Consider the following 19,204-nt stretch of genomic DNA (forward strand, 5'->3'; position numbering starts at 1 on the left):
ATATTTTTAATTTCTTTTGTAGGGGCGGATACAATCTGCCCCTACATATCCCCTTATATTTAACGGATCCCTCAATGAGTAATTTACTAATCCCACTTCGCACCCCCAAAATTTATGCCTATTCCGACAGCCGTTATCCCAATTGCCTAAAAATTGGCTACACGGAACGCAACGTGCTTGAGCGTGTGCAAGAGCAATACCCTGTTAGACTGCCAAGCCAAAGCTGGAAAATTGAATTAGATGAAATTGCTATCCGCAATGATGGTTCAATGTTCAAAGATTTTGATGTGCACAATTTGCTAAAAAAGCAAGGTATTCGACCACTTGAAGGCGAATGGTTTGAATGTTCGCTTGAGCAAATTAAAGCAGCGTTGCTAGAAATTAAAACAGGCACTGCTAATCGTGAACAGCGTATTTTTGACTTCGCCATGCGACCGGAGCAGCAAAGTGCGGTAGCAAAAACGGTAAATTATTTCAAACAATTTCAAAAAGATAAAAATAATCTTGGAAAAACACCGCACTTCTTATGGAATGCTAAAATGCGTTTTGGTAAAACGTTTGCCGCTTATCAATTAGCTAAACAGATGGGCTGGAAACGGGTATTAGTGCTAACCTTTAAACCTGCGGTGCAAAATGCGTGGCAAGAAGATGTGCAAAATCATCTTGATTTTGTTGGGTGGAAATTTGTCACCAACCAAGATGAATGGCAAGCAGGAGCGGATTTTCCACAAATTTGCTTTGGTTCTTTCCAAGATTTTCTCGGCAAAAATAAAGCAGGAGGGATTAAGCTCAAAAATGAGTGGGTGCATACCATCAACTGGGATTGCATTATTTTTGACGAATATCACTACGGTGCGTGGCGTGATAAATCCAAAGGTTTATTTGAGCCTGAAGAACAGAGTTCACAAAAACAATGGCAAGCGGAAGCCTCCGAAATGGAAATGGATATGCCCGACTATTTTGATGAAGATATTTTGCCGATTACCACCGATCATTATTTGTATTTATCAGGAACACCATTTCGGGCAATTAATTCGGGTGAATTTATTGAAGATCAAATTTACAACTGGACATATTCCGATGAACAGCGTGAAAAAAACACTTGGCAAGGGGAAAATAATCCTTATTTAGCCTTGCCTCGAATGATTATGATGACTTATCAACTACCTGATGATATTAGAGAAGTTGCCTTGAAAGGGGAATTTAATGAATTCGACTTGAACCAATTTTTTGCCGCAACAGGATTGGACGATACAGCGAAATTCAAATACGAAAACGAAGTGCAGAAATGGTTGGATTTGATTCGTGGACAGCTGCGTTCCACCACCATTGATAACCTCAAACTCGGTGCTGAAAAACCGCCAATGCCGTTTGGCGATAGTCGCTTATTGGCGAATTTATTGCATACCTTTTGGTTTTTACCCAGTGTTTCGGCTTGTTATGCAATGCGAAATTTATTGCAACAACGGCAAAATACGTTCTATCAGGATTACGACATTATTGTCGCAGCCGGTCCCGAAGCTGGCATGGGAGCAGAAGCGTTAATTCCGGTGAAAACCGCAATGCGTAAACCGTTGAAATCGAAATCCATTACCCTGTCGTGCGGGAAATTAACCACAGGCGTATCGGTCGCCCCGTGGACAGGGATTTTTATGTTGCGTAATCTCACTTCGCCTGAAACCTATTTCCAAGCGGCTTTCCGTGTGCAAACCCCGTGGGTGTTACGTGGGCATAACCCGAACGATCCGAATAATGAATGTATCGTTAAAGAAGATTGCTATGTCTTTGATTTTGCCCCTGACCGAGCTTTACGCCAATTAGCAGATTATTGTGTGCGTTTAAATACAGATGATAAGAACCCTGAGAAGAAAGTGGCGGAATTTATCCAGTTCTTGCCTGTACTGGCTTATGATGGTAGTTCAATGCGTCCGATTGATGCCGCTGGAATTTTAGATATGGCGATGAGCGGCACAACGGCAACTTTGCTTGCTCGGCGTTGGGAAAGTGCATTATTGGTGAATGTGGATAACGATACGCTAAAAAAACTCTGGGCAAATGAAGAAGCCATGGCAGCACTAATGAGCATTGAAGGTTTCCGTTCGCTTAATCAAGATATTGAAACCATTATCAATAAATCCGACAGTGTGAAAAAGACCAAGCAAGACGCCAATGAGCGTGATCTCAGCAAAGAAGAGAAAAAACAATTAAACGATGATGAGAAACAAGAACGCAGTTTACGCAAGCAAGTACAAGAAAAATTGATTAAATTTGCCACTCGCATTCCGATTTTTATGTATTTAACCGATTATCGTGAATATACTTTGCGTGATGTTATCACTCAACTTGAACCTGAATTATTTCACAAAGTGACCGGCTTAACTCAAAAAGATTTCAATTTATTGGTCAGTTTAAATCTCTTTAACAGCGGCATGATGAATGATGCGGTGTATAAATTTAAACGCTATGAAGATTCCAGTTTGAGCTATGCCGGCATTGAAAAACACAGTAGTGAACGAATCGGTTTGTATGATACTACGATTAGTTTGCATGAGTATCAGCGGCAGTTATAACGGAGTCATAGAAGATCTTAAGCGATCCTCTATGACTAATGATTATTATGACTTAAATATCCACCGACTTCCATTCCGGATTGCCTTTGACCGGCGGCAAATAGGCTAAATGCTGCATATTCTGCGCCCATAAATTGCTTGGAATGCGGTAGTGATCGGCTTTATTCGGATCGATCTCAGTGATAATTTCCGCTTCGCGTCCGGTGGCGATCAGGGTTGCCAAATCCGGGTTCATCATCACCGCTTTGCCGACGGCGATAAATTCCGCCCAGCCGGTTTGGTAGGCGGCGAGGATTTGGTCGGCGCTGAACAGGCAACCGACGCCGATCAACGGCATTCTGCCGTTGATGTGCTGGTGCAGCAACTGCATACGCGTCAAGGTGCTGTCTGCGCCGCGGCGGGCTTTTTTGTAGAAATCCCACAGCGAAACGTGCAGATATTGCAGCGGTTTTTCTAACAATGCGTCAATGAGTGCAAAGGTGTCTTGCATGGTTAAGCCGTTTTCGCCCGGTTCTTCCGGCGAGAAGCGGTAGCCGACGATAAAATCATTGCGTCCAGACCGCACTTTGACCGCATTCACCGCGTCGACCACTGCCAGCGGGAAACGCAAACGGTTTGCTAACGAGCCGCCCCATTGATCTTGGCGACGGTTGGTTGCCGCCGAGAAAAATTGTTGGATCAAATAGTTATTCGCACCGTGAATTTCCACTCCGTCAAAACCGGCTTGAATCGCAAGATCGGCAGCATTGGCAAACGCGCGGATTAAGGCTTCGATTTCCTGTTCGCTCAACGCACGGGCTTGGCGTTCCGGATTTGCCGACGGCGCAACCACATCCGCCGTGCCAATCAGATCTTTGATTGTTAATTGACCACCGTGATGAATTTGCAAAATCGCTTTCGCGCCCTGTGTTTGAATGGTCTGTGCCACGGTTTTTAAACTGGCTAAATCGGAGTTGGAGATGGCATGCGGCTGTCCGGGAAAGGCTTTGCCTTCTGCCGAAACGAGGGTGGCGGCGGTGATAAACAGTCCGAAATCTTGCGCGCGATCTTGTAAAAAGGCGAGTTCTTCTGCACTGGCGCTGCCGTCAGGATTGGCGGCGTAGTGGGTCATTGGCGCAACGGTCAGACGATTTTTGATTTCCACGCCGTTATTCAGGGTGTAAGGTTGAAAAAGAGGGGCGTATTTCGGGTTCATTTGAATACCTTTTGAATTAATGATATGTTCATTGTTACAATGAAATAAGGTCAGATTGAACAATTTCAATCTTAATTTACAATCAAGGAAGAAAAATGTCTTTTATCGAACGTCTTTTTCATGCCGTCTTATTCGAAGTGTTTGCGGTGCTGTTTTCGGTCGGGCTGTTATTGCTGTTTACCCAACATCAGGTCGGCGCGCTGTCGAGCACGGTTATTGCGATTTCTTTGATGGCAATGGTGTGGAATTTTGTGTTTAACTGGGGCTTTGACCGGGTATTTACCGGTGAAAAAGTGTTACGCAGCGCCAAAGTGCGGTTGCTGCATGCCATTTTATTTGAAGGCGGTTTATTGCTGTGTACCATTCCGCTGGTGGCGTATTTACTGCAAATCAGTTTTTATCAAGCCTTTATTATGGATTTGGGGCTGACGATTTTTATTCTGATTTATACCATTATTTATAACTGGAGCTATGACCATATTCGTGCGCTGTTAGTGAAAAAACGCATAGTCGCAACAGCAGTTTAAGCAAGCCATACCGCACTTTTGATTATGCAAAGTGCGGTTTGTATCAATAGCAAGCAACAAAAAACCCGATGCAAGATCGGGTTTTTAGGCTTTGTCTTAGAATAAACCGAATTATTCAGCAACAACAATCACATTTAATGAAGCGAATACTTCACCGTGTAATTGGAAACGAACTTCGTGTTCGCCAGTGGTACGCAATGGACCTTCTGACAAACGCACTTCGCTTTTTTCAATTTTAACGCCAGCCGCAGTAACCGCGTCTGCTACATCGCGCGTGGTGATAGAACCGAACAGGCGGCCTTCGTCACCGGCTTTAGAAGTGATGGTCACAGAACCGAGGGCTTCCAGACGCTCTGCGCGATCTAAAGCCGCAACCAATTCTTTGGCGACTTTTTCTTCCAATTCAGCACGACGTGCTTCGAAAAGTTCGATGTTCGCTTTGGTTGCCATAACCGCTTTCCCTTGCGGGATTAAGAAGTTACGTGCGAAACCGGCTTTAACATTCACTTGGTCACCAACGTTACCCAAGTGAACAATTTTATCTAAAAGAATAATTTGCATTACCGTATCCTCTCTTAATTACTGATGGTTGTCAGTGTACGGTAACAACGCTAAGTAGCGGGCGCGTTTGATTGCGCGTGCCAATTGACGTTGGTACTTCGCACGAGTACCGGTAATACGGCTTGGAACAATTTTGCCGCTCTCTGTAATGTAGTTCTTTAACGTGGCGATATCTTTGTAATCGATTTCAACTACGTTTTCCGCTGTAAAACGGCAGAACTTACGACGACGGAAATAACGTGCCATGGGGCTAGTCTCCTAATCTATAAATTCGATATGCTCGGCGTGCAACACTAACTGATTGAGTCCGTTAGCACTTTTGTGGGTGGTGATAAAACCTGCCACAAAAAGGTTGCTGCCGACCGTAATGCTTTGAGTTTGTTTAATTAATTGATCGCCACTGAGTGATACTGCGATAGCGCACCATGCTTGTCGGGCTAAGCCGACTTCGGTTTGTTGCGAACGGTGTTCCAACATAAACCGGCAGTGCTCAATGCCACTCGGGCTTTTGCTTCGTCTCGGGTGGGAAATCACATTTCCTGTCAGCGAGAGACGATTTTCAATCGTTAAATTACTCTTCAGCATCCTCATAATCGTTGTTTTCAACTTCAGCGGAAGCGCGACGTTCGTCTTTCGCTTTCACCATTGGGGACGCTTCTGTTACGGCGTGCTTAGTGCGCATAATTGCGTTACGCAGAACGGCGTCGTTGTAACGGAAAGTAGTTTCTAGCTCGTCGATTACTTCTTGCGGTGCTTCTACATTCATTAGCACATAGTGTGCTTTATGTAGTTTGTTGATTGGGTAAGCCAATTGACGACGGCCCCAATCTTCTAGGCGATGAATCTGACCACCTGCTTCTTTAACAGAACCGGTGTAGCGCTCGATCATGCCTGGTACTTGTTCGCTTTGGTCCGGATGAACCATAAAAACGATTTCGTAGTGACGCATTACTGCTGCTCCTTACGGGTTAATCAGCCTCCGACGATAGACCAGTCACCAATCTGCGGAAGCAAGGAACGAAAATGGAATGTGACTGTAAGGCGCAAAATTATAGCGGGATTCGAAGTGCGGTACAAGGATTATTTGGATTATTTTTAAGCGGCTTATGCGGAAGGGAAGTATCCAAAAAATCTCGGCATAAGAAAGCAAAAGTGCGGTTGGGAAACCGCACTTTAGAGTTGATTCGGCTCAGGCAATTAGATTTTTTTGAAAATCAGCGAGCCGTTGGTGCCGCCGAAACCGAAGGAATTACATAACGCATAGTCCAATTCGGCTTTGCGCGCGGTATTCGGCACGAGATCCAAGGTGACATTCGGATCTTGATTGTCTAAGTTGATGGTAGGCGGCACGATTTGATCGCGCAGGGCTAATACGGTGAAAATCGCTTCCACCGCACCGGCCGCACCCAATAAGTGCCCGGTCATCGACTTGGTGGAGCTGACCAAAATGCGGTCTTTGTTTGCCGCAAATACGCTGCTGATCGCCGTCGCTTCGGCAACATCGCCTGCCGGGGTTGACGTGCCGTGTGCATTGACATAGCCCACTTGTTGCGGTTCGATTTGTGCGTCACGCACCGCATTGCTCATCGCCAAGGCGGCACCTGCGCCGTCTTCCGGCGGCGAAGTCATATGATAGCCGTCGCCGCTCATGCCGAAACCGACCAGTTCCGCATAGATTTTCGCCCCGCGGGCTTTGGCGTGTTCGTATTCTTCCAACACCATCACCCCCGCACCGTCGCCCAGCACAAAACCGTCGCGATCCACGTCCCAAGGGCGGCTTGCCGCTTGCGGATTATCGTTGCGGGTGGATAATGCGCGCGCCGCGCCGAAACCGGCAATACCTAACGAAGTGCTGGCTTTTTCCGCACCGCCGGCGATCATCACATCGGCATCGCCGTAAGCAATAATACGTGCCGCATGACCGATATTGTGCACCCCGGTGGTGCAAGCGGTGGCGATGGTGATATTCGGACCGTGTAATTTATAATTGATTGATAGGTGTCCGGCAATCATATTAACAATGGTGGACGGCACAAAGAACGGGCTGACTTTACGCGGACCGCCCGCAATCAGAGCAGTATGGTTCTCTTCGATTAAACCCAGCCCGCCGATACCGGAGCCGATAGCCACCCCGATACGTTGGGCATTTTGTTCGGTAACTTCCAAGCCGGAATCTTGAATGGCTTGCATACCGGCAGCGATACCGTATTGGATAAACAAATCCATTTTTTTGGTATCTTTGCGCGAGATATATTCTTCGCTGTTGAAGTTTTTGACTTGACCGGCAAATTTGGTGGTGTGGTTTGATGTATCGAAATTTTCGATCAGATTGATTCCGCTCTTGCCTGCCAACAAGTTTTGCCAGGTTGAATTAACATCATTACCAAGCGGTGATAACATTCCTAAGCCTGTTACAACGACGCGACGTTTTGACATGAATATGCTCCGAGTGGGAGGTTGAAAATAGAATTTGTATAACTGACTGACAAAATTTAGGCGGTCTGAGAACCGCCTAAATCCAGAAGATTATTGATTATTTTGAACGTAATCAATTGCAGACTGAACAGTTGTGATTTTTTCAGCTTCTTCGTCAGGAATTTCGATGTCGAATTCTTCTTCCAAAGCCATTACCAGTTCAACTGTATCTAAAGAGTCAGCACCCAAATCTTCAACGAATGAAGCTTCGGATTTTACTTCGTCTTCTTTAACGCCTAATTGTTCAACAATGATTTTTTTTACGCGTTCTTCAATACTCATTTTTAAATTTCCTATGTTTTAAATTTCGCCACAGCGAGAGGTGAATAAGGTATGTATTGTTTAAACGACGGCAATAACCGTAACAGATGTTGATCCATCAACAAGGCTTTGCTTAAGGCAACACATACTATGACAAAATTTGGCTATATTCTTGTTTCTTGGGAAAGTCTATAACCAAGATTGTATACCGTCGCAGATTTTACCATTAACCGAGAGGCGTTGTCATGCATTTATCTTCATTTGTCCGATTTTGCTACAGCGCAAAATGAAATAGACGCACGCCAATCGGATCAGTTCATGTAAAGTCCGCCGTTAACATGCAATGTGGTGCCGGTCACATAACCCGCATCTTCCGAAGCAAGGAAAGCCACCGCTTTGGCAATATCTTTCGCTTCGCCCAGTTTGCCGGCAGGCACATTGACTAAAATACTCTGTTTTTGTTCTTCGGTGAGCGCATGGGTCATATCGGTGGCAATAAAGCCCGGCGCCACCACATTGACGGTGATACCGCGCGAGGCGACTTCTTGCGCCAAGGCTTTGGAGAAACCGATTACACCGGCCTTAGCCGCACAGTAGTTGGTTTGTCCCGGATTGCCGGAAGAGCCGACCACCGAGCCGATATTGATGATACGCCCGTAGCGTTTTTTCATCATGCTGCGCAGCATGGCTTTTGACAGGTGGAAAATGGAGGTCAGGTTGGTATCGATAATATCGTTCCATTCTTCTTCTTTCATGCGCATTAACAGGTTGTCACGGGTAATGCCGGCATTATTGACCAAAATATCAATCTCGCCGAATTCGGCTTTGATTTGCGCCAAGGTTTGATCGATTGAGGCGGTGTCGGCGACATTCAGCACCAATCCCTTGCCGTTTTCGCCCAAATAAGCAGAAATGGCTTGTGCCCCGGCTTCGCTGGTGGCGGTGCCGATCACGGTTGCGCCTTTGGCGGCCAATTCTTCTGCGATGGCTTTGCCGATGCCGCGGCTGGCACCGGTTACTAATGCGATTTTACCTTGCATAGGTTCTCCTTTTTTGAATAGTCAGATTAATCTTGAATCAGTGCTGCAACCGCACTTAACGACGCGGTGTCATTGACGGCGTGTGCGTCCAACTCTTTGTTAATACGTTTGGTTAAGCCGGTTAAGACTTTATTCGGTCCGATTTCAAGCAGAATTTGAACGCCGGCAGCCGCCATTTTTTCCACGCTTTCGGTCCAGCGTACCGGATTATATAGCTGGCGCACTAACGCATTGCGGATTTCGTCCGCGCCTTTTTCTTGTTTGACATCAACGTTATTAATCACCGCAACGGTCGGTTGTTTAAAGGTAACGGATTCCAACGCCACCGCCAGTTGATCGGCGGCAGGTTTCATCAAGGCGCAATGGGACGGCACGCTCACCGCTAACGGCAATGCCCGTTTGGCACCGGCTTCTTTGCACAACGCCGCTGCACGTTCTACCGCGTCTTTGTTACCGGCAATGACCACTTGTCCCGGCGAATTGAAATTGACGGCGGAAACGACTTCGCCTTGTGCGGCTTGGGCGCAAGCGTCAATGATCGGCTGGTTATCTAAGCCGATAATCGCATACATCGCCCCGGTGCCCGCCGGAACGGCTTTTTGCATTAAGCGGCCGCGCAGTTCGACCAGTTTAATCGCTTCTTGGAAATCCAATACGCCGGCGCAAACTAAGGCGGAAAACTCGCCTAAACTGTGTCCGGCCATCACTTGCGGTGTCAGTTCGGGGTATTGTTGTTGCCAAGTGCGGTAAATCGCCACTGACGCCGCTAATAGCGCCGGTTGGGTGCGCCAGGTTTGGTTCAGTTCTTCTGCTTCGCCCTGTTGCACTAACTGCCATAAATCATAACCGAGCGCTGCGGAAGCTTGTTTAAAGGTTTCTTCTACTACCGGGAATTGAGCCGCTAAATCGGCTAACATGCCGATGGCTTGCGAGCCTTGTCCGGGAAAAACCATTGCAAATTTTTTCATTTGTTTCTACCTGCTTTTACTACCTAATTGAAAGTTAAGCCAAAGTGCGGTTTGGTTAAAAACGGACCAACGCCGATCCCCAAGTCCAACCGCCGCCAAAGGCTTCTAATAACAATAACTGTCCGCGCTGAATCCGTCCGTCGCGCACCGCTTCGTCCAATGCGACCGGAATGGTGGCGGCACTGGTATTGCCGTAGCGATCCAAAGTGATCACTACTTGCGACAGATCCATGTCTAATTTTTTTGCCGTCGCCGCGATAATGCGTAAATTGGCTTGGTGCGGAACCAACCAATCAATCGCTTTTTTATCTAAGTTATTGGCTTGTAAGGTTTCTTCCACCACATTTGACAATTCTCGCACCGCCAGTTTAAAGGTTTCATTGCCTTGCATTTGGATAAAGCCGGATTGTTGCGTGCCGCGCTCTGCTTTCGGCAGAATCAGCATATCGCCTTTGTCCGCACTGGAATGCAAATGGGTGGAAATAATGCCTTGCTGTTCGCTTGCCTCTAAAATCACCGCGCCGGCACCGTCGCCGAATAAAATCACGGTGCTGCGGTCCTGTTCGTCGAGGTTGCGTGAATTAACATCCGAACCGATCACCAACGCTTTTTTCACCTTGCCGCTGCGGATAAATTGATCGGCGACGCTTAATGCGTAAATAAAGCCGCTACAGGCTGCCGCCACATCAAATGCGATTGCATCGTCGATATTCAGCAGCCCCTGAATTTGACAAGCCGCACTGGGGTAAGCGTGCGAGCTGCTGGTGGTCGCGACTAAAACCAAATCAATTTCGTTCGGGTCGAGCCGTGCGGCGGCAAAACATTGTTGTGCCGCGGCAAATCCCATGGTAGCCACGCTTTCTTCTTCGCTGGCAATACGGCGTTCTTTAATGCCGGAACGGGTGGTGATCCACTCGTCGGAGGTATCCACCATTTTTTCTAAATCGGCATTGGTTCTGATTTTTGCCGGTAAATAACTGCCGGTAGCTAGAATTTTACTAAACATAATCATCTCATGATGTGTGAATATTATTGTTCTTTTCGTTTAAACCAATTAAAGCGTGCGATTTAACCCGGCGGCGATTTTTGCCGGAATCTCCGAGCGCACTTGCCATGCCGCCTGCTGAATGGCATATAAAAACGCAGCTTGATTGGCGCTGCCGTGGCTTTTGACCACGACCGAGGTTAAGCCCAGCAGGGAGGCGCCGTTATATTTATCCGGATTAAACTGGCTGAACTGCTTGAAATATTTTTTCAGCAGATATTTACTGCACGGCAACAATAACTTTTTAAGTGCGGTCTTTGCCCACGACGGGCGGGTATTGCCGCCGTTTTTGATTAAGGCAAACAGATTTTTTGCCGTGCCTTCTAAGGTTTTTAACGCAATATTGCCGGCAAAACCATCGCAAACAATTACATCGGCATAGCCGTTCAATAGATGGTTGCCTTCGATATAGCCGATATAATTCAGTTGGGTTTGCCGTTGAATCAAATCGGCGGCGTCGCGGATATGTCTTAGCCCTTTCAACTCTTCAATGCCGATATTCAACAATGCAACGCGCGGATAAACCAGATTAAAACTGTTTTCGGCGAAAATCGCGCCCATTTGTGCGAATTGCATTAAGGTTTCAGCCGAGCAATCGATATTGGCACCCAAATCCAACATAATACTTTGCTTGCCGTCGATCGTCGGAATGTTCGAAACCAGTGCCGGGCGCTGAATGCCGGCAAGCGGTTGCAATAACACTTTTGCCAATCCCATTAATACCGCGGTATCGCCGCCGCTAACGCAGGCTTGCGCTTGTTTGTCACGCACCGCTTCAATCGCAAGGCGCATTGAGCTGCCTTTGCTATGGCGTAGTGCATGGGAAAGCCCTTGCTCGTTTTTAATCACGCGATCGCAATGATGTACGCGAATGCGTTGGCGCAGAGACTGGGGAATATTCGCAAGATAAGGGGAAATAAGCTGGCTGTCGCCGAACAGCAGAATATCGAGCATTGGATCATGTTCCAACGCTTGCAGGCTTGCCGGGATAGTAATACGGGGACCAAAGTCCCCGCCCATTACATCTAACGCCAGGGTTAGACGATTCAATTGCTTACCTCAAAGGAGACAACAGTAATCTGAAATTACTTATTGATCACTTTACGGCCACGGTAGTAACCGTCGGCGGTTACATGGTGACGCAAATGGGTTTTACCGGTTTCTTTATCAACAGAAACTGCAGCGGTAGTCAACGCATCGTGAGAACGACGCATATCACGACGTGAACGAGATTTTTTATTTTGTTGAACAGCCATTGGCCATACTCCTAAATTATTTTCGCTTTAAATTAGCTAATACAGCGAACGGGTTTGGTTTTTCTGCTTCCGCAGGCAATTCGCCAAAGACCTGTTCAGCCACGGACACTTCACAGTGTTCAGGATCGTGCATTGCCACCAGCGGCAAGGAAAGCATTAATTCATCTTCCACTACGTCGCGTAAATCGATTTCGCCGAATTCATTAAATTCAATCGGCTCATAAATTTCAGGTAACAGCTCTGCTTGATCCATATTAGACACCGGACTGTAGCAAAATTCACTGTCCAATGTCATCGTAAAAGGTTTATCGCAACGTTGACAAATCAACTCCACCTCAACCGTTGCGTGACCTTTCATCACCACCAATCGTTGCGGATCAACTGAGAACGACAATCTAACTTGTGCATTATTCAGCACACGACTTACCGAAGCCTGCAAGCGTTCTAACTGGTTTGGTGCGTAGTAACCTACATAGTCCAACCGACGTTGAGCGTCTTTGACCGGATCGACAGTCAGGGGAAGTTTAACCTTTTGCATAGGGTGCGCATATTAACTGTACAGACCAAAATAGTCAAAAGGAATTATGCATTTTTTGCCAAGTTTTTTTCAGCCTTCGGACCGCACTTGCTGAATTTTGATTAACGCACTTAACTTTAGCTTCGTGCGCAAACTTGCTATACTGCTTCGCTTATTCATGATGTCATTATAAAAGGGTTTAATTTATGACAACTCAAGTTTCACAAAACCGCTATTGGCAACATTTGAAAGTGGCATTTCAATATTTAGTGCCGCAATTTGCCCTGACCCGTTTGGCGGGCTGGTTTGCCGAAAAACAGTGGGGGAGCGTGACCCACTTGGCGATCAAGGCGTTTAGTGCCAAGTATAAGATTAACTTACAGGAAGCGGAAAAATCCGAGCCGAAGCAATATGCTTCGTTTAACGAATTTTTTATCCGCCGCTTAAAAGCCGACGCGCGCCCGATTGACGGCAACCCAAGTGCGGTTTGCTTGCCGGCGGACGGGCGAATCAGCGAATTGGGCGAGATCGTCAACGGGCAATTATTCCAAGCCAAAGGGCATTTTTTCAGCTTAACCGATTTGTTGGCGCAGGACGAAACATTAGTGCCGTTATTTGAAAACGGCAAATTCATCACCACTTATTTGTCACCGCGTGATTATCACCGCGTGCATATGCCGTGTGACGGTGTGTTGCGCAAAATGGTGTACGTGCCGGGCGATCTGTTTTCGGTCAATCCGTTTTTGGCGCGGCATATTCCGAACCTGTTTGCGCGCAACGAGCGCGTGATCTGCTATTTTGATACCCCGTTCGGGGCGATGGTGCAGATTTTGGTCGGCGCAACCATCACCGCCAGTATCAGCACGCTGTGGGCCGGGATTATCAATCCGCCGCGCGCAGGCAAAATCCAAAGCTGGGAATATCCAAGCGAAGGGCAAAGTGCGGTTCGGTTGAAAAAAGGCGAGGAAATGGGCGCATTCCGTTTGGGTTCGACCGTGATTAACCTGTTCCAAGCGGACAAACTGGATTTTTTAACCGAATTACAAGCCGGAAGTGCGGTACAAATGGGCGCCGCGATGTCTGTGGCTACGCCGTCGCAGACCACGCAAGCTGTAATTTAAACTACTTTGACTAACAAAAGGAAAACAACACAATGAGCGAACAATTTTTTGCAGCGGTACAACTGGACAGCACCGAACAACAAGGCAGCTACGGTATCGGTTTACAAATGGGACAACAACTGTTGCAAAGCGGTTTACATATCAGTGTCGAAGCGGTTGCCAAAGGCATTTACGACGCGCTGCAACAAAATGCACCGGCGGTTGATCTGCAAGCGGTGAGTGCGGCGTTACAACAAATGCAACAGCAAGCGGAAGAATTACAACGGGCGCAATTCAAAGAAATCGAACAGGCTGGTAATGAATTCTTAGCCGAAAATAAAAAAATGGCGGGCGTGAAAGAAACCGAAAGCGGCTTGCAATATGAAGTGTTGGTCGAAGGCAACGGCGCAGTGCCAAGCCGCCAAGACAAAGTGCGGGTGCATTACACCGGCAGCCTGATTGACGGCACGGTGTTTGACAGCTCGGTGCAACGCGGACAACCGGCGGAATTCCCGGTCAGCGGTGTGATCAGCGGCTGGGTTGAAGCTTTATCTATGATGCCGATCGGTTCGAAATGGCGCTTAACCATTCCTCAGCACTTGGCTTACGGCGAACGCGGCGCAGGCGCTTCGATTCCACCGTTCAGTACCTTGATCTTTGAAGTGGAATTGTTGGATATTCTATAATTATTTTCATTTTATAAAGAACGGAGCTTGATTGCTCCGTTTTTTATTTTTGCTGGAAAAATAGCTATAAATACAGCGATTGGGTGATATTTAAAGCATATTTTCCTTTCCTTTCCTTTGGGAAAAGCATATTATGATTTTAGCTTGGCTGAAAAATCGTTATTCCGAATAATGGCATGTTCCATTTCATCTATCACTTATAAGCAGAAAAAGGAGTGTTAACCATGTTTAACCATGATACTTTTTACTGGATTAATCAGATTGAAAAAGCGTCTGTGTTAATGACCTTGCAGGAAGGAATCATAACGAAAGAGGTTGCGCAAAAGGTTGCTTCCGCAATTCAACGCTTATCGAACAGTTCTCGGCGTCCGAATGATTATCATGAAATTCAACCGATGTTATTCGAATTAACCGGGTTGGAAGGCTCGATGATTCATGTCGGGCGAAGCTGGCAAGATATGCTCGCGACAATTCACCGCTTATTAGTACGCGATCGATTCCTTTACCTCTATTATTTATCTTTAGAAACCAGAAAGCGCTTGGTGAAAATAGCGGATAATAACGCGGATACTATTGTGCCGTCTTATACTTATGGTGTACAGGCGCAGCCGGTAACCTTAGGGCATCTGTTTTTAGGTTATGAGGCAACGCTTGCGCGTTCGACAGATAGACTCTGTAGCTATTTTGTACGATTGAATAAATGTCCGCTAGGTGCGGCGGCATTGGCAACATCGAGTTTTCCGATTAATCGGGCTTCACTCGCTGATTTTTTAGGCTTTGAAGGTTATGTTGAAAATGCGTTTGATGCCGCACAACTATCACTGATTGATGTCGGGGTCGAAGCGGCTTATATTTCCTCCTTGGTTGCGTTATCAATCGGCACGTTCATTCAGGATCTCCATATTCAATTCCACCATACTCGCCCATGGTTGCTACTGGAAACCGAATCGCTGAACAGCCCGAGTACATTAATGCCGCAAAAACGCAATCCTTCGTCATTAGATAAAGTGCGGTTGCTGGCGAGTCAAGTGACAGGGGACGCATTTCGCTCCTGTATCTCTTCACATAATGTGAATTCGGGCTTAACAGATTATAAAAATGCGGAAATCTCGGAAACATTAGAGCGGGCTTGCTTAATGTTAAAAGACGTTAATGCCATTTTAGACGGCTTAACGGTGGATAAAGAGGCTGCTTTAGCGCAAGTGAATGCGGATTATTCGACAACCACAGAGCTTGCCAATTCCCTCCAACGTCAAGCCGGAATACCCTTTAAAATCGCACATGAATTTGCTTCGAGATTGACGAAATACGGCAGACAGCACCAATTAGCGCCTAAACAGTTGCCGTTTGACGCGGCGGTCGCTATTTTTGACGATGTTATGTTGGAGATGGCGAAAGAAAAAATGGAATTCCCACTTTCGAAAGAGGCGTTTTTTAAACACTTGGATCCGGCAAATATGATCGAGAGTTATTTGACATTGGGCGGCACAAATCCATCAGAAGTTCAGCGAATTTCTAAGAAGGTAACGGCGAATTTACAAGCGCATGAAGCTTGGTTGTACCGTATTCAACAAAATCTTCAGAAGGCTGATGAACGTTTAACGGAAATGTTTGAAGACCTTATTCGACAATGATGTTCTGATAACTTCGGCATGTATTTTTAAAACGGAAAACAGCAATGTTTTCCGTTTTTTTCTGTGCTCGTTAGCCAAATGTTATTAGAATGGAGATATTCTGCAATCAAGATGTATCTTCTACTTAAAAATAGTGAGCTAAATCAAAACTTCACTCTTTTACACTTGTTTGCGAATCGGGATTTCGTATCATATTCTCCGATTATTCATTTTTTTACAAAGGAAAATATATGCTGTATTTGGAGTTTTTATTTCTCTTAATCATGCTCTATATCGGTAGCCGCTTCGGCGGGGTTGGTTTAGGGGTGGTTTCCGGGATTGGTTTGTTGATCGAAGTGTTTGTGCTGCGTATGCCGCCGTCTTCGCCCCCGATTGACGTTATGCTGATCATTATTGCAGTGGTCACCTGCGCTGCGATTTTGGAAGCGGCGGGCGGTTTAAAATATATGCTGCAAATCGCGGAAAAAATCTTGCGCCGTAATCCGAAAATGGTGACATTCTTGGGACCGCTGGTGACTTACATCATGACCTTGATGTTGGGAACCGGACACGCGGTGTACACCATTATGCCGATTATCGGTGACGTTTCGCTGAAAAACGGCATTCGTCCGGAACGCCCGATGGCGGCAGCTTCGGTCGCTTCTCAATTAGGGATTACCGGCAGCCCGATTTCTGCGGCGGTGGTTTACTATTTGACCCAAATCGTCGAATTACCGGGTTATGAACACGTGACTTTATTGAGCATTGTCGCCGTGACTATTCCGGCAACCTTAGCCGGGGTGATCATGATGTCATTGTACAGCTTGCGTCGCGGTAAAGAGTTGAAAGACGATCCGGAATATCAACGCCGTTTAAAAGATCCGGTGTGGAGCGATCGCATTGCCAATACCACCAGCACCACGTTAAACGAAGTGTTGCCAAGTTCTGCCCGTAACGCCGTTTTACTGTTTATCTTGGCATTGGCAATTATTGTGGTAGTGGCGATCTTCCCTGAAGTCAGAACCATCGGCGAAGGTAAAAAAGCGATTTCCATGGGGATTATCATTCAGATGATGATGTTGGCGTTCGGCGGTATTATCCTGATCTCAACCAAAACCAATCCGCAAACCGTGCCGAACGGGGTGGTGTTTAAATCCGGCATGGTGGCGATGATAGCCATCTTCGGGATTGCGTGGATGAGCGATACGTACTTCCAATATGCAATGCCGTCATTTAAAGCCGGCGTGACCGAAATGGTGGAAGCCTATCCGTGGACCTTTGCTTTCGCGTTGTTTGCGGTTTCGGTGGTGATCAACAGCCAAGCGGCAACCGGACGTATGATGTTGCCGGTCGGTCTTGCCATCGGCTTGCCGGCACCGTTGCTTATCGGTTTATTACCGGCAACCTACGGCTACTTCTTTATCCCGAATTATCCGTCAGACATCGCCACCGTGAACTTCGACGTAACCGGCACCACCAAAATCGGCAAATACTACTTCAACCACAGCTTTATGATTCCGGGGATTATCGGGGTGGTAACAGCTTGTTTTGTCGGTTACACCTTGGCTTACGCGATTATCTAACGTTAAATTCCGTTCGAATCGAATACAAAGTGCGGTTTTCTTGATAGGAAAACCGCATTTTTTGGAGATTGAAAAATTGATTTAAGCAACGTGGTGGTAGTTATGGGTTAAATCCCCACATCCGGCAAGCAGTCCTTCAACTGAAATATCTTCATCAAGTTGTTCCCAGTGAATGCCGCGTTTACTGAGTTCGTAGTTTTTGAGTTCCGATTTATCCGCATTCAGTAATTTAGGAAACCAGACTAAAGGCACGCCAATTGTTCTGGCATCACTCAATTCAACCCACATAGTGTCATCGTCAAATTTGATATTTTTAGCCGAAATAGCCATTCCATGCCTCCAGTAATATAAGTGAATTTTCATGAATACATTGGGATAATTCTTTGAGTTCTTTTGCGCTAAATCCGTCATTTTGAGCCAATGATATTTGTGGCTCTAACCAAAACTTAGCCTCCGATTCAGCATTTCTGACATGAATATGTGCAGGTTATCTTGGATTTCCCTCATTAGAATAAAAGAAAAATTTATATCCTTTAAAGCGTAATATGACAGGCATTCAATATTCCTTCAACTAAAAATCAACACATCATTCGGCATTTGTTTGATTTTTTGCGGCAGATCGCCTTCTAAGCCTAACGCTTGCGCCATTAGGCGATCTTTGATCAGCGGCAGGTGGTCGGTCAGATTCATGCCGATACCGCGCACCAGTTTCTTCAGCGGATTAGGGTCGTTAAACAGCGATTTAAAGCCCTGCATGGCGGCGAGCATTTTGACCGCTTCGCTTTTGCGCCAGCGTTCATAGTGGCGCAAGTGGCGCAGTTCGCCGATGTCCATGCCGTGTAGCAGATTTTTTTCAATTTCTTGCGCCAATGCCATCGCGTCCATAAAACCGAGATTCACTCCGAGACCGGCGAGGGGGTGAATGGTATGGGCGGCATCGCCGACCAAGGCAATCCGCTGTTTGACAAAGTCGCGCGCATAGCGGGCGGTGAGCGGAATGGTTTGGCGTTTGCCGACCACGCGGCACAAGCCTAAGCGGTTATCAAAGGCAATGTTAAGCGCTTTATTAAATGCCTCGTCGTCCATCTTCAGGTGCTGTGCCGCCAGCTCAGGCGGTTGTGACCAGACAATCGAACACAAGTGCGGTTGCTGTAACGGTAAAAATGCCAAAATGCTGTCAGCGCTGAAAATTTGGCGCGCAGTGTGCAAGTGCGGTTCGGCGGTTTCCACATTGCAGACCAACGCGTGGTGTCCGTAATCACGGAAATTCAGCGGAATATCCGCTTGTTGCCGCAGCCAAGAATTCGCACCGTCCGCACCGACCAACAGTTTCGCCATCAGCAATGCGCCGTCATCGAGGGTCAGCACCGCACATTGCGCATGACAAACCGCACTTTTCGGTTTGGCGCTGATGATTTCCACATTGGCTTGCTGTGCGACTTTTTGCCAAAGTTGATAACGAATCAGGCTGTTTTCGACGATATAGCCCAGTTGATCCAAGCCGAGCGAACGGCAATCGAAACCGATTTTGGCAAAGCTGTCTTTTTCCCATACTTCCATGTGTTGATAAGCACAACTGCGCCCTTGCTTTAACGCTTGCCATACCCCGAATTGTTGCAACATTTTCTGCGTGGAGAGGGTGAGTGCGCTGACCCGATTGCCGATTTCGCCAATCGATTGTTCCGTCGGCGGATGGGCTTCCACAAGCGTGATGTGACACGGACTGTCGGCGAGTGCCGCCGCAACCGCCAAGCCGACCATGCCGCCGCCGATAATGATAATATCCGTACTTTTCATATAAGGTCTA

The 19,204-nt window shown here is 46.8% G+C and carries 22 protein-coding genes; 6 read left to right on the plus strand and 16 right to left on the minus strand.

What is annotated here, in order from left to right:
• Nucleotides 1–74: 74 nt before the first annotated feature.
• Nucleotides 75–2,570, plus strand: coding sequence for a GIY-YIG nuclease family protein (locus ACWA5Z_RS05335; protein ID WP_431050498.1), 2,496 nt, complete (start codon nt 75–77; stop codon nt 2,568–2,570).
• A gap of 52 nt (nt 2,571–2,622) precedes the next feature.
• On the opposite strand, the gene ACWA5Z_RS05340 is transcribed toward ACWA5Z_RS05335, so the two are convergent.
• Nucleotides 2,623–3,765, minus strand: a complete 1,143-nt coding sequence (locus ACWA5Z_RS05340) for an NADH-dependent flavin oxidoreductase (protein ID WP_431050500.1) — start codon at nt 3,763–3,765, stop codon at nt 2,623–2,625.
• Between the two features lie 95 nt (nt 3,766–3,860).
• Here ACWA5Z_RS05340 and ACWA5Z_RS05345 point away from each other — a divergent pair, with 95 nt between their 5' ends.
• Nucleotides 3,861–4,292, plus strand: a complete 432-nt coding sequence (locus ACWA5Z_RS05345) for a PACE efflux transporter (protein WP_431050502.1) — start codon at nt 3,861–3,863, stop codon at nt 4,290–4,292.
• A 111-nt stretch (nt 4,293–4,403) separates the two neighbouring features.
• Here the strand turns inward: ACWA5Z_RS05345 and rplI are convergent, their stop codons facing one another.
• From rplI to yceD, 12 genes are all read right to left on the minus strand, one after another.
• Complete coding sequence (rplI, locus tag ACWA5Z_RS05350) at nt 4,404–4,853, minus strand: 50S ribosomal protein L9 (RefSeq protein ID WP_431050504.1); 450 nt, start codon at nt 4,851–4,853, stop codon at nt 4,404–4,406.
• A gap of 18 nt (nt 4,854–4,871) precedes the next feature.
• The gene (gene rpsR, locus ACWA5Z_RS05355; protein WP_005759927.1) at nt 4,872–5,099 is read right to left on the minus strand and encodes a 30S ribosomal protein S18; all 228 of its coding nucleotides are present in this window, start codon (nt 5,097–5,099) and stop codon (nt 4,872–4,874) included.
• A 12-nt stretch (nt 5,100–5,111) separates the two neighbouring features.
• The gene (priB, locus tag ACWA5Z_RS05360) at nt 5,112–5,438 is read right to left on the minus strand and encodes a primosomal replication protein N (RefSeq protein ID WP_431050506.1); all 327 of its coding nucleotides are present in this window, start codon (nt 5,436–5,438) and stop codon (nt 5,112–5,114) included.
• Nucleotides 5,425–5,802, minus strand: coding sequence for a 30S ribosomal protein S6 (gene rpsF / locus ACWA5Z_RS05365; RefSeq protein ID WP_034617382.1), 378 nt, complete (start codon nt 5,800–5,802; stop codon nt 5,425–5,427). Before rpsF ends, priB begins: the two co-directional genes overlap by 14 nt.
• 248 nt (nt 5,803–6,050) lie before the next feature.
• Nucleotides 6,051–7,289, minus strand: coding sequence for a beta-ketoacyl-ACP synthase II (gene fabF, locus ACWA5Z_RS05370; RefSeq protein ID WP_431050509.1), 1,239 nt, complete (start codon nt 7,287–7,289; stop codon nt 6,051–6,053).
• A gap of 90 nt (nt 7,290–7,379) precedes the next feature.
• Nucleotides 7,380–7,610 (minus strand): acyl carrier protein, encoded by a 231-nt coding sequence (acpP, locus tag ACWA5Z_RS05375; RefSeq protein WP_034617387.1) that lies wholly within the window; start codon nt 7,608–7,610, stop codon nt 7,380–7,382.
• A gap of 290 nt (nt 7,611–7,900) precedes the next feature.
• The gene (fabG, locus tag ACWA5Z_RS05380; protein WP_431050511.1) at nt 7,901–8,629 is read right to left on the minus strand and encodes a 3-oxoacyl-ACP reductase FabG; all 729 of its coding nucleotides are present in this window, start codon (nt 8,627–8,629) and stop codon (nt 7,901–7,903) included.
• A gap of 26 nt (nt 8,630–8,655) precedes the next feature.
• Nucleotides 8,656–9,597, minus strand: coding sequence for an ACP S-malonyltransferase (gene fabD, locus ACWA5Z_RS05385; RefSeq protein WP_431050513.1), 942 nt, complete (start codon nt 9,595–9,597; stop codon nt 8,656–8,658).
• 55 nt (nt 9,598–9,652) lie between these two features.
• Nucleotides 9,653–10,603 (minus strand): beta-ketoacyl-ACP synthase III, encoded by a 951-nt coding sequence (locus tag ACWA5Z_RS05390; protein ID WP_431050515.1) that lies wholly within the window; start codon nt 10,601–10,603, stop codon nt 9,653–9,655.
• 48 nt (nt 10,604–10,651) lie between these two features.
• Nucleotides 10,652–11,662 carry a phosphate acyltransferase PlsX gene (gene plsX / locus ACWA5Z_RS05395; protein ID WP_431054296.1) on the minus strand — a complete coding sequence of 337 codons (1,011 nt, stop codon included), beginning with the start codon at nt 11,660–11,662 and terminating at the stop codon, nt 10,652–10,654.
• 65 nt (nt 11,663–11,727) lie between these two features.
• On the minus strand, nt 11,728–11,898 hold the full coding sequence (rpmF, locus tag ACWA5Z_RS05400; protein ID WP_431050517.1) for a 50S ribosomal protein L32: 171 nt from the start codon (nt 11,896–11,898) through the stop codon (nt 11,728–11,730).
• A 16-nt stretch (nt 11,899–11,914) separates the two neighbouring features.
• Nucleotides 11,915–12,436 carry a 23S rRNA accumulation protein YceD gene (yceD, locus tag ACWA5Z_RS05405; RefSeq protein ID WP_431050519.1) on the minus strand — a complete coding sequence of 174 codons (522 nt, stop codon included), beginning with the start codon at nt 12,434–12,436 and terminating at the stop codon, nt 11,915–11,917.
• 185 nt (nt 12,437–12,621) lie between these two features.
• Between yceD and asd the strand changes: the two genes are divergently transcribed.
• The 4 genes from asd (at nt 12,622) to ACWA5Z_RS05425 (ending at nt 17,397) form a co-directional block, all read left to right on the plus strand.
• On the plus strand, nt 12,622–13,536 hold the full coding sequence (gene asd, locus ACWA5Z_RS05410; protein ID WP_431050521.1) for an archaetidylserine decarboxylase: 915 nt from the start codon (nt 12,622–12,624) through the stop codon (nt 13,534–13,536).
• A gap of 32 nt (nt 13,537–13,568) precedes the next feature.
• A complete protein-coding gene (locus tag ACWA5Z_RS05415) occupies nt 13,569–14,201 on the plus strand; it encodes an FKBP-type peptidyl-prolyl cis-trans isomerase (RefSeq protein ID WP_431050523.1) in 633 nt (210 codons plus the stop codon).
• A 224-nt stretch (nt 14,202–14,425) separates the two neighbouring features.
• Complete coding sequence (locus tag ACWA5Z_RS05420) at nt 14,426–15,835, plus strand: lyase family protein (RefSeq protein WP_431050525.1); 1,410 nt, start codon at nt 14,426–14,428, stop codon at nt 15,833–15,835.
• A gap of 230 nt (nt 15,836–16,065) precedes the next feature.
• The gene (locus tag ACWA5Z_RS05425; RefSeq protein ID WP_431050527.1) at nt 16,066–17,397 is read left to right on the plus strand and encodes an anaerobic C4-dicarboxylate transporter; all 1,332 of its coding nucleotides are present in this window, start codon (nt 16,066–16,068) and stop codon (nt 17,395–17,397) included.
• Nucleotides 17,398–17,478: 81 nt separating this feature from the next.
• Here ACWA5Z_RS05425 and ACWA5Z_RS05430 read toward each other — a convergent pair whose 3' ends face one another.
• The 3 genes from ACWA5Z_RS05430 to ACWA5Z_RS05440 all read right to left on the minus strand — a co-directional run bounded on the left by ACWA5Z_RS05430 (nt 17,479) and on the right by ACWA5Z_RS05440 (nt 19,194).
• Nucleotides 17,479–17,727 (minus strand): DUF2442 domain-containing protein, encoded by a 249-nt coding sequence (locus ACWA5Z_RS05430; protein ID WP_431050529.1) that lies wholly within the window; start codon nt 17,725–17,727, stop codon nt 17,479–17,481.
• A complete protein-coding gene (locus ACWA5Z_RS05435) occupies nt 17,711–17,875 on the minus strand; it encodes a DUF4160 domain-containing protein (protein WP_431054297.1) in 165 nt (54 codons plus the stop codon). Before ACWA5Z_RS05435 ends, ACWA5Z_RS05430 begins: the two co-directional genes overlap by 17 nt.
• Before the next feature lie 89 nt (nt 17,876–17,964).
• On the minus strand, nt 17,965–19,194 hold the full coding sequence (locus ACWA5Z_RS05440) for an FAD-dependent oxidoreductase (protein WP_431050531.1): 1,230 nt from the start codon (nt 19,192–19,194) through the stop codon (nt 17,965–17,967).
• Nucleotides 19,195–19,204: the final 10 nt, after the last annotated feature.

The sequence above is a fragment of the Testudinibacter sp. P80/BLE/0925 genome (genome assembly GCF_053570785.1).

Bases quoted from the DNA above. Each gene is read 5' to 3' on its own strand.
- ACWA5Z_RS05345 (WP_431050502.1), top strand. From the start codon at position 3,861: ATGTCTTTTATCGAACGTCTTTTTCATGCCGTCTTATTCGAAGTGTTT.
- ACWA5Z_RS05430 (WP_431050529.1), bottom strand. From the start codon at position 17,727: ATGGCTATTTCGGCTAAAAATATCAAATTTGACGATGACACTATGTGG.
- rplI (WP_431050504.1), bottom strand. From the start codon at position 4,853: ATGCAAATTATTCTTTTAGATAAAATTGTTCACTTGGGTAACGTTGGT.
- acpP (WP_034617387.1), bottom strand. From the start codon at position 7,610: ATGAGTATTGAAGAACGCGTAAAAAAAATCATTGTTGAACAATTAGGC.
- ACWA5Z_RS05390 (WP_431050515.1), bottom strand. From the start codon at position 10,603: ATGTTTAGTAAAATTCTAGCTACCGGCAGTTATTTACCGGCAAAAATC.
- fabG (WP_431050511.1), bottom strand. From the start codon at position 8,629: ATGCAAGGTAAAATCGCATTAGTAACCGGTGCCAGCCGCGGCATCGGC.
- plsX (WP_431054296.1), bottom strand. From the start codon at position 11,662: ATGGGCGGGGACTTTGGTCCCCGTATTACTATCCCGGCAAGCCTGCAA.
- priB (WP_431050506.1), bottom strand. From the start codon at position 5,438: ATGCTGAAGAGTAATTTAACGATTGAAAATCGTCTCTCGCTGACAGGA.
- fabF (WP_431050509.1), bottom strand. From the start codon at position 7,289: ATGTCAAAACGTCGCGTCGTTGTAACAGGCTTAGGAATGTTATCACCG.
- rpmF (WP_431050517.1), bottom strand. From the start codon at position 11,898: ATGGCTGTTCAACAAAATAAAAAATCTCGTTCACGTCGTGATATGCGT.
- ACWA5Z_RS05420 (WP_431050525.1), top strand. From the start codon at position 14,426: ATGTTTAACCATGATACTTTTTACTGGATTAATCAGATTGAAAAAGCG.
- ACWA5Z_RS05335 (WP_431050498.1), top strand. From the start codon at position 75: ATGAGTAATTTACTAATCCCACTTCGCACCCCCAAAATTTATGCCTAT.
- ACWA5Z_RS05440 (WP_431050531.1), bottom strand. From the start codon at position 19,194: ATGAAAAGTACGGATATTATCATTATCGGCGGCGGCATGGTCGGCTTG.
- asd (WP_431050521.1), top strand. From the start codon at position 12,622: ATGACAACTCAAGTTTCACAAAACCGCTATTGGCAACATTTGAAAGTG.
- yceD (WP_431050519.1), bottom strand. From the start codon at position 12,436: ATGCAAAAGGTTAAACTTCCCCTGACTGTCGATCCGGTCAAAGACGCT.
- ACWA5Z_RS05425 (WP_431050527.1), top strand. From the start codon at position 16,066: ATGCTGTATTTGGAGTTTTTATTTCTCTTAATCATGCTCTATATCGGT.
- ACWA5Z_RS05415 (WP_431050523.1), top strand. From the start codon at position 13,569: ATGAGCGAACAATTTTTTGCAGCGGTACAACTGGACAGCACCGAACAA.
- rpsF (WP_034617382.1), bottom strand. From the start codon at position 5,802: ATGCGTCACTACGAAATCGTTTTTATGGTTCATCCGGACCAAAGCGAA.
- ACWA5Z_RS05340 (WP_431050500.1), bottom strand. From the start codon at position 3,765: ATGAACCCGAAATACGCCCCTCTTTTTCAACCTTACACCCTGAATAAC.
- fabD (WP_431050513.1), bottom strand. From the start codon at position 9,597: ATGAAAAAATTTGCAATGGTTTTTCCCGGACAAGGCTCGCAAGCCATC.
- rpsR (WP_005759927.1), bottom strand. From the start codon at position 5,099: ATGGCACGTTATTTCCGTCGTCGTAAGTTCTGCCGTTTTACAGCGGAA.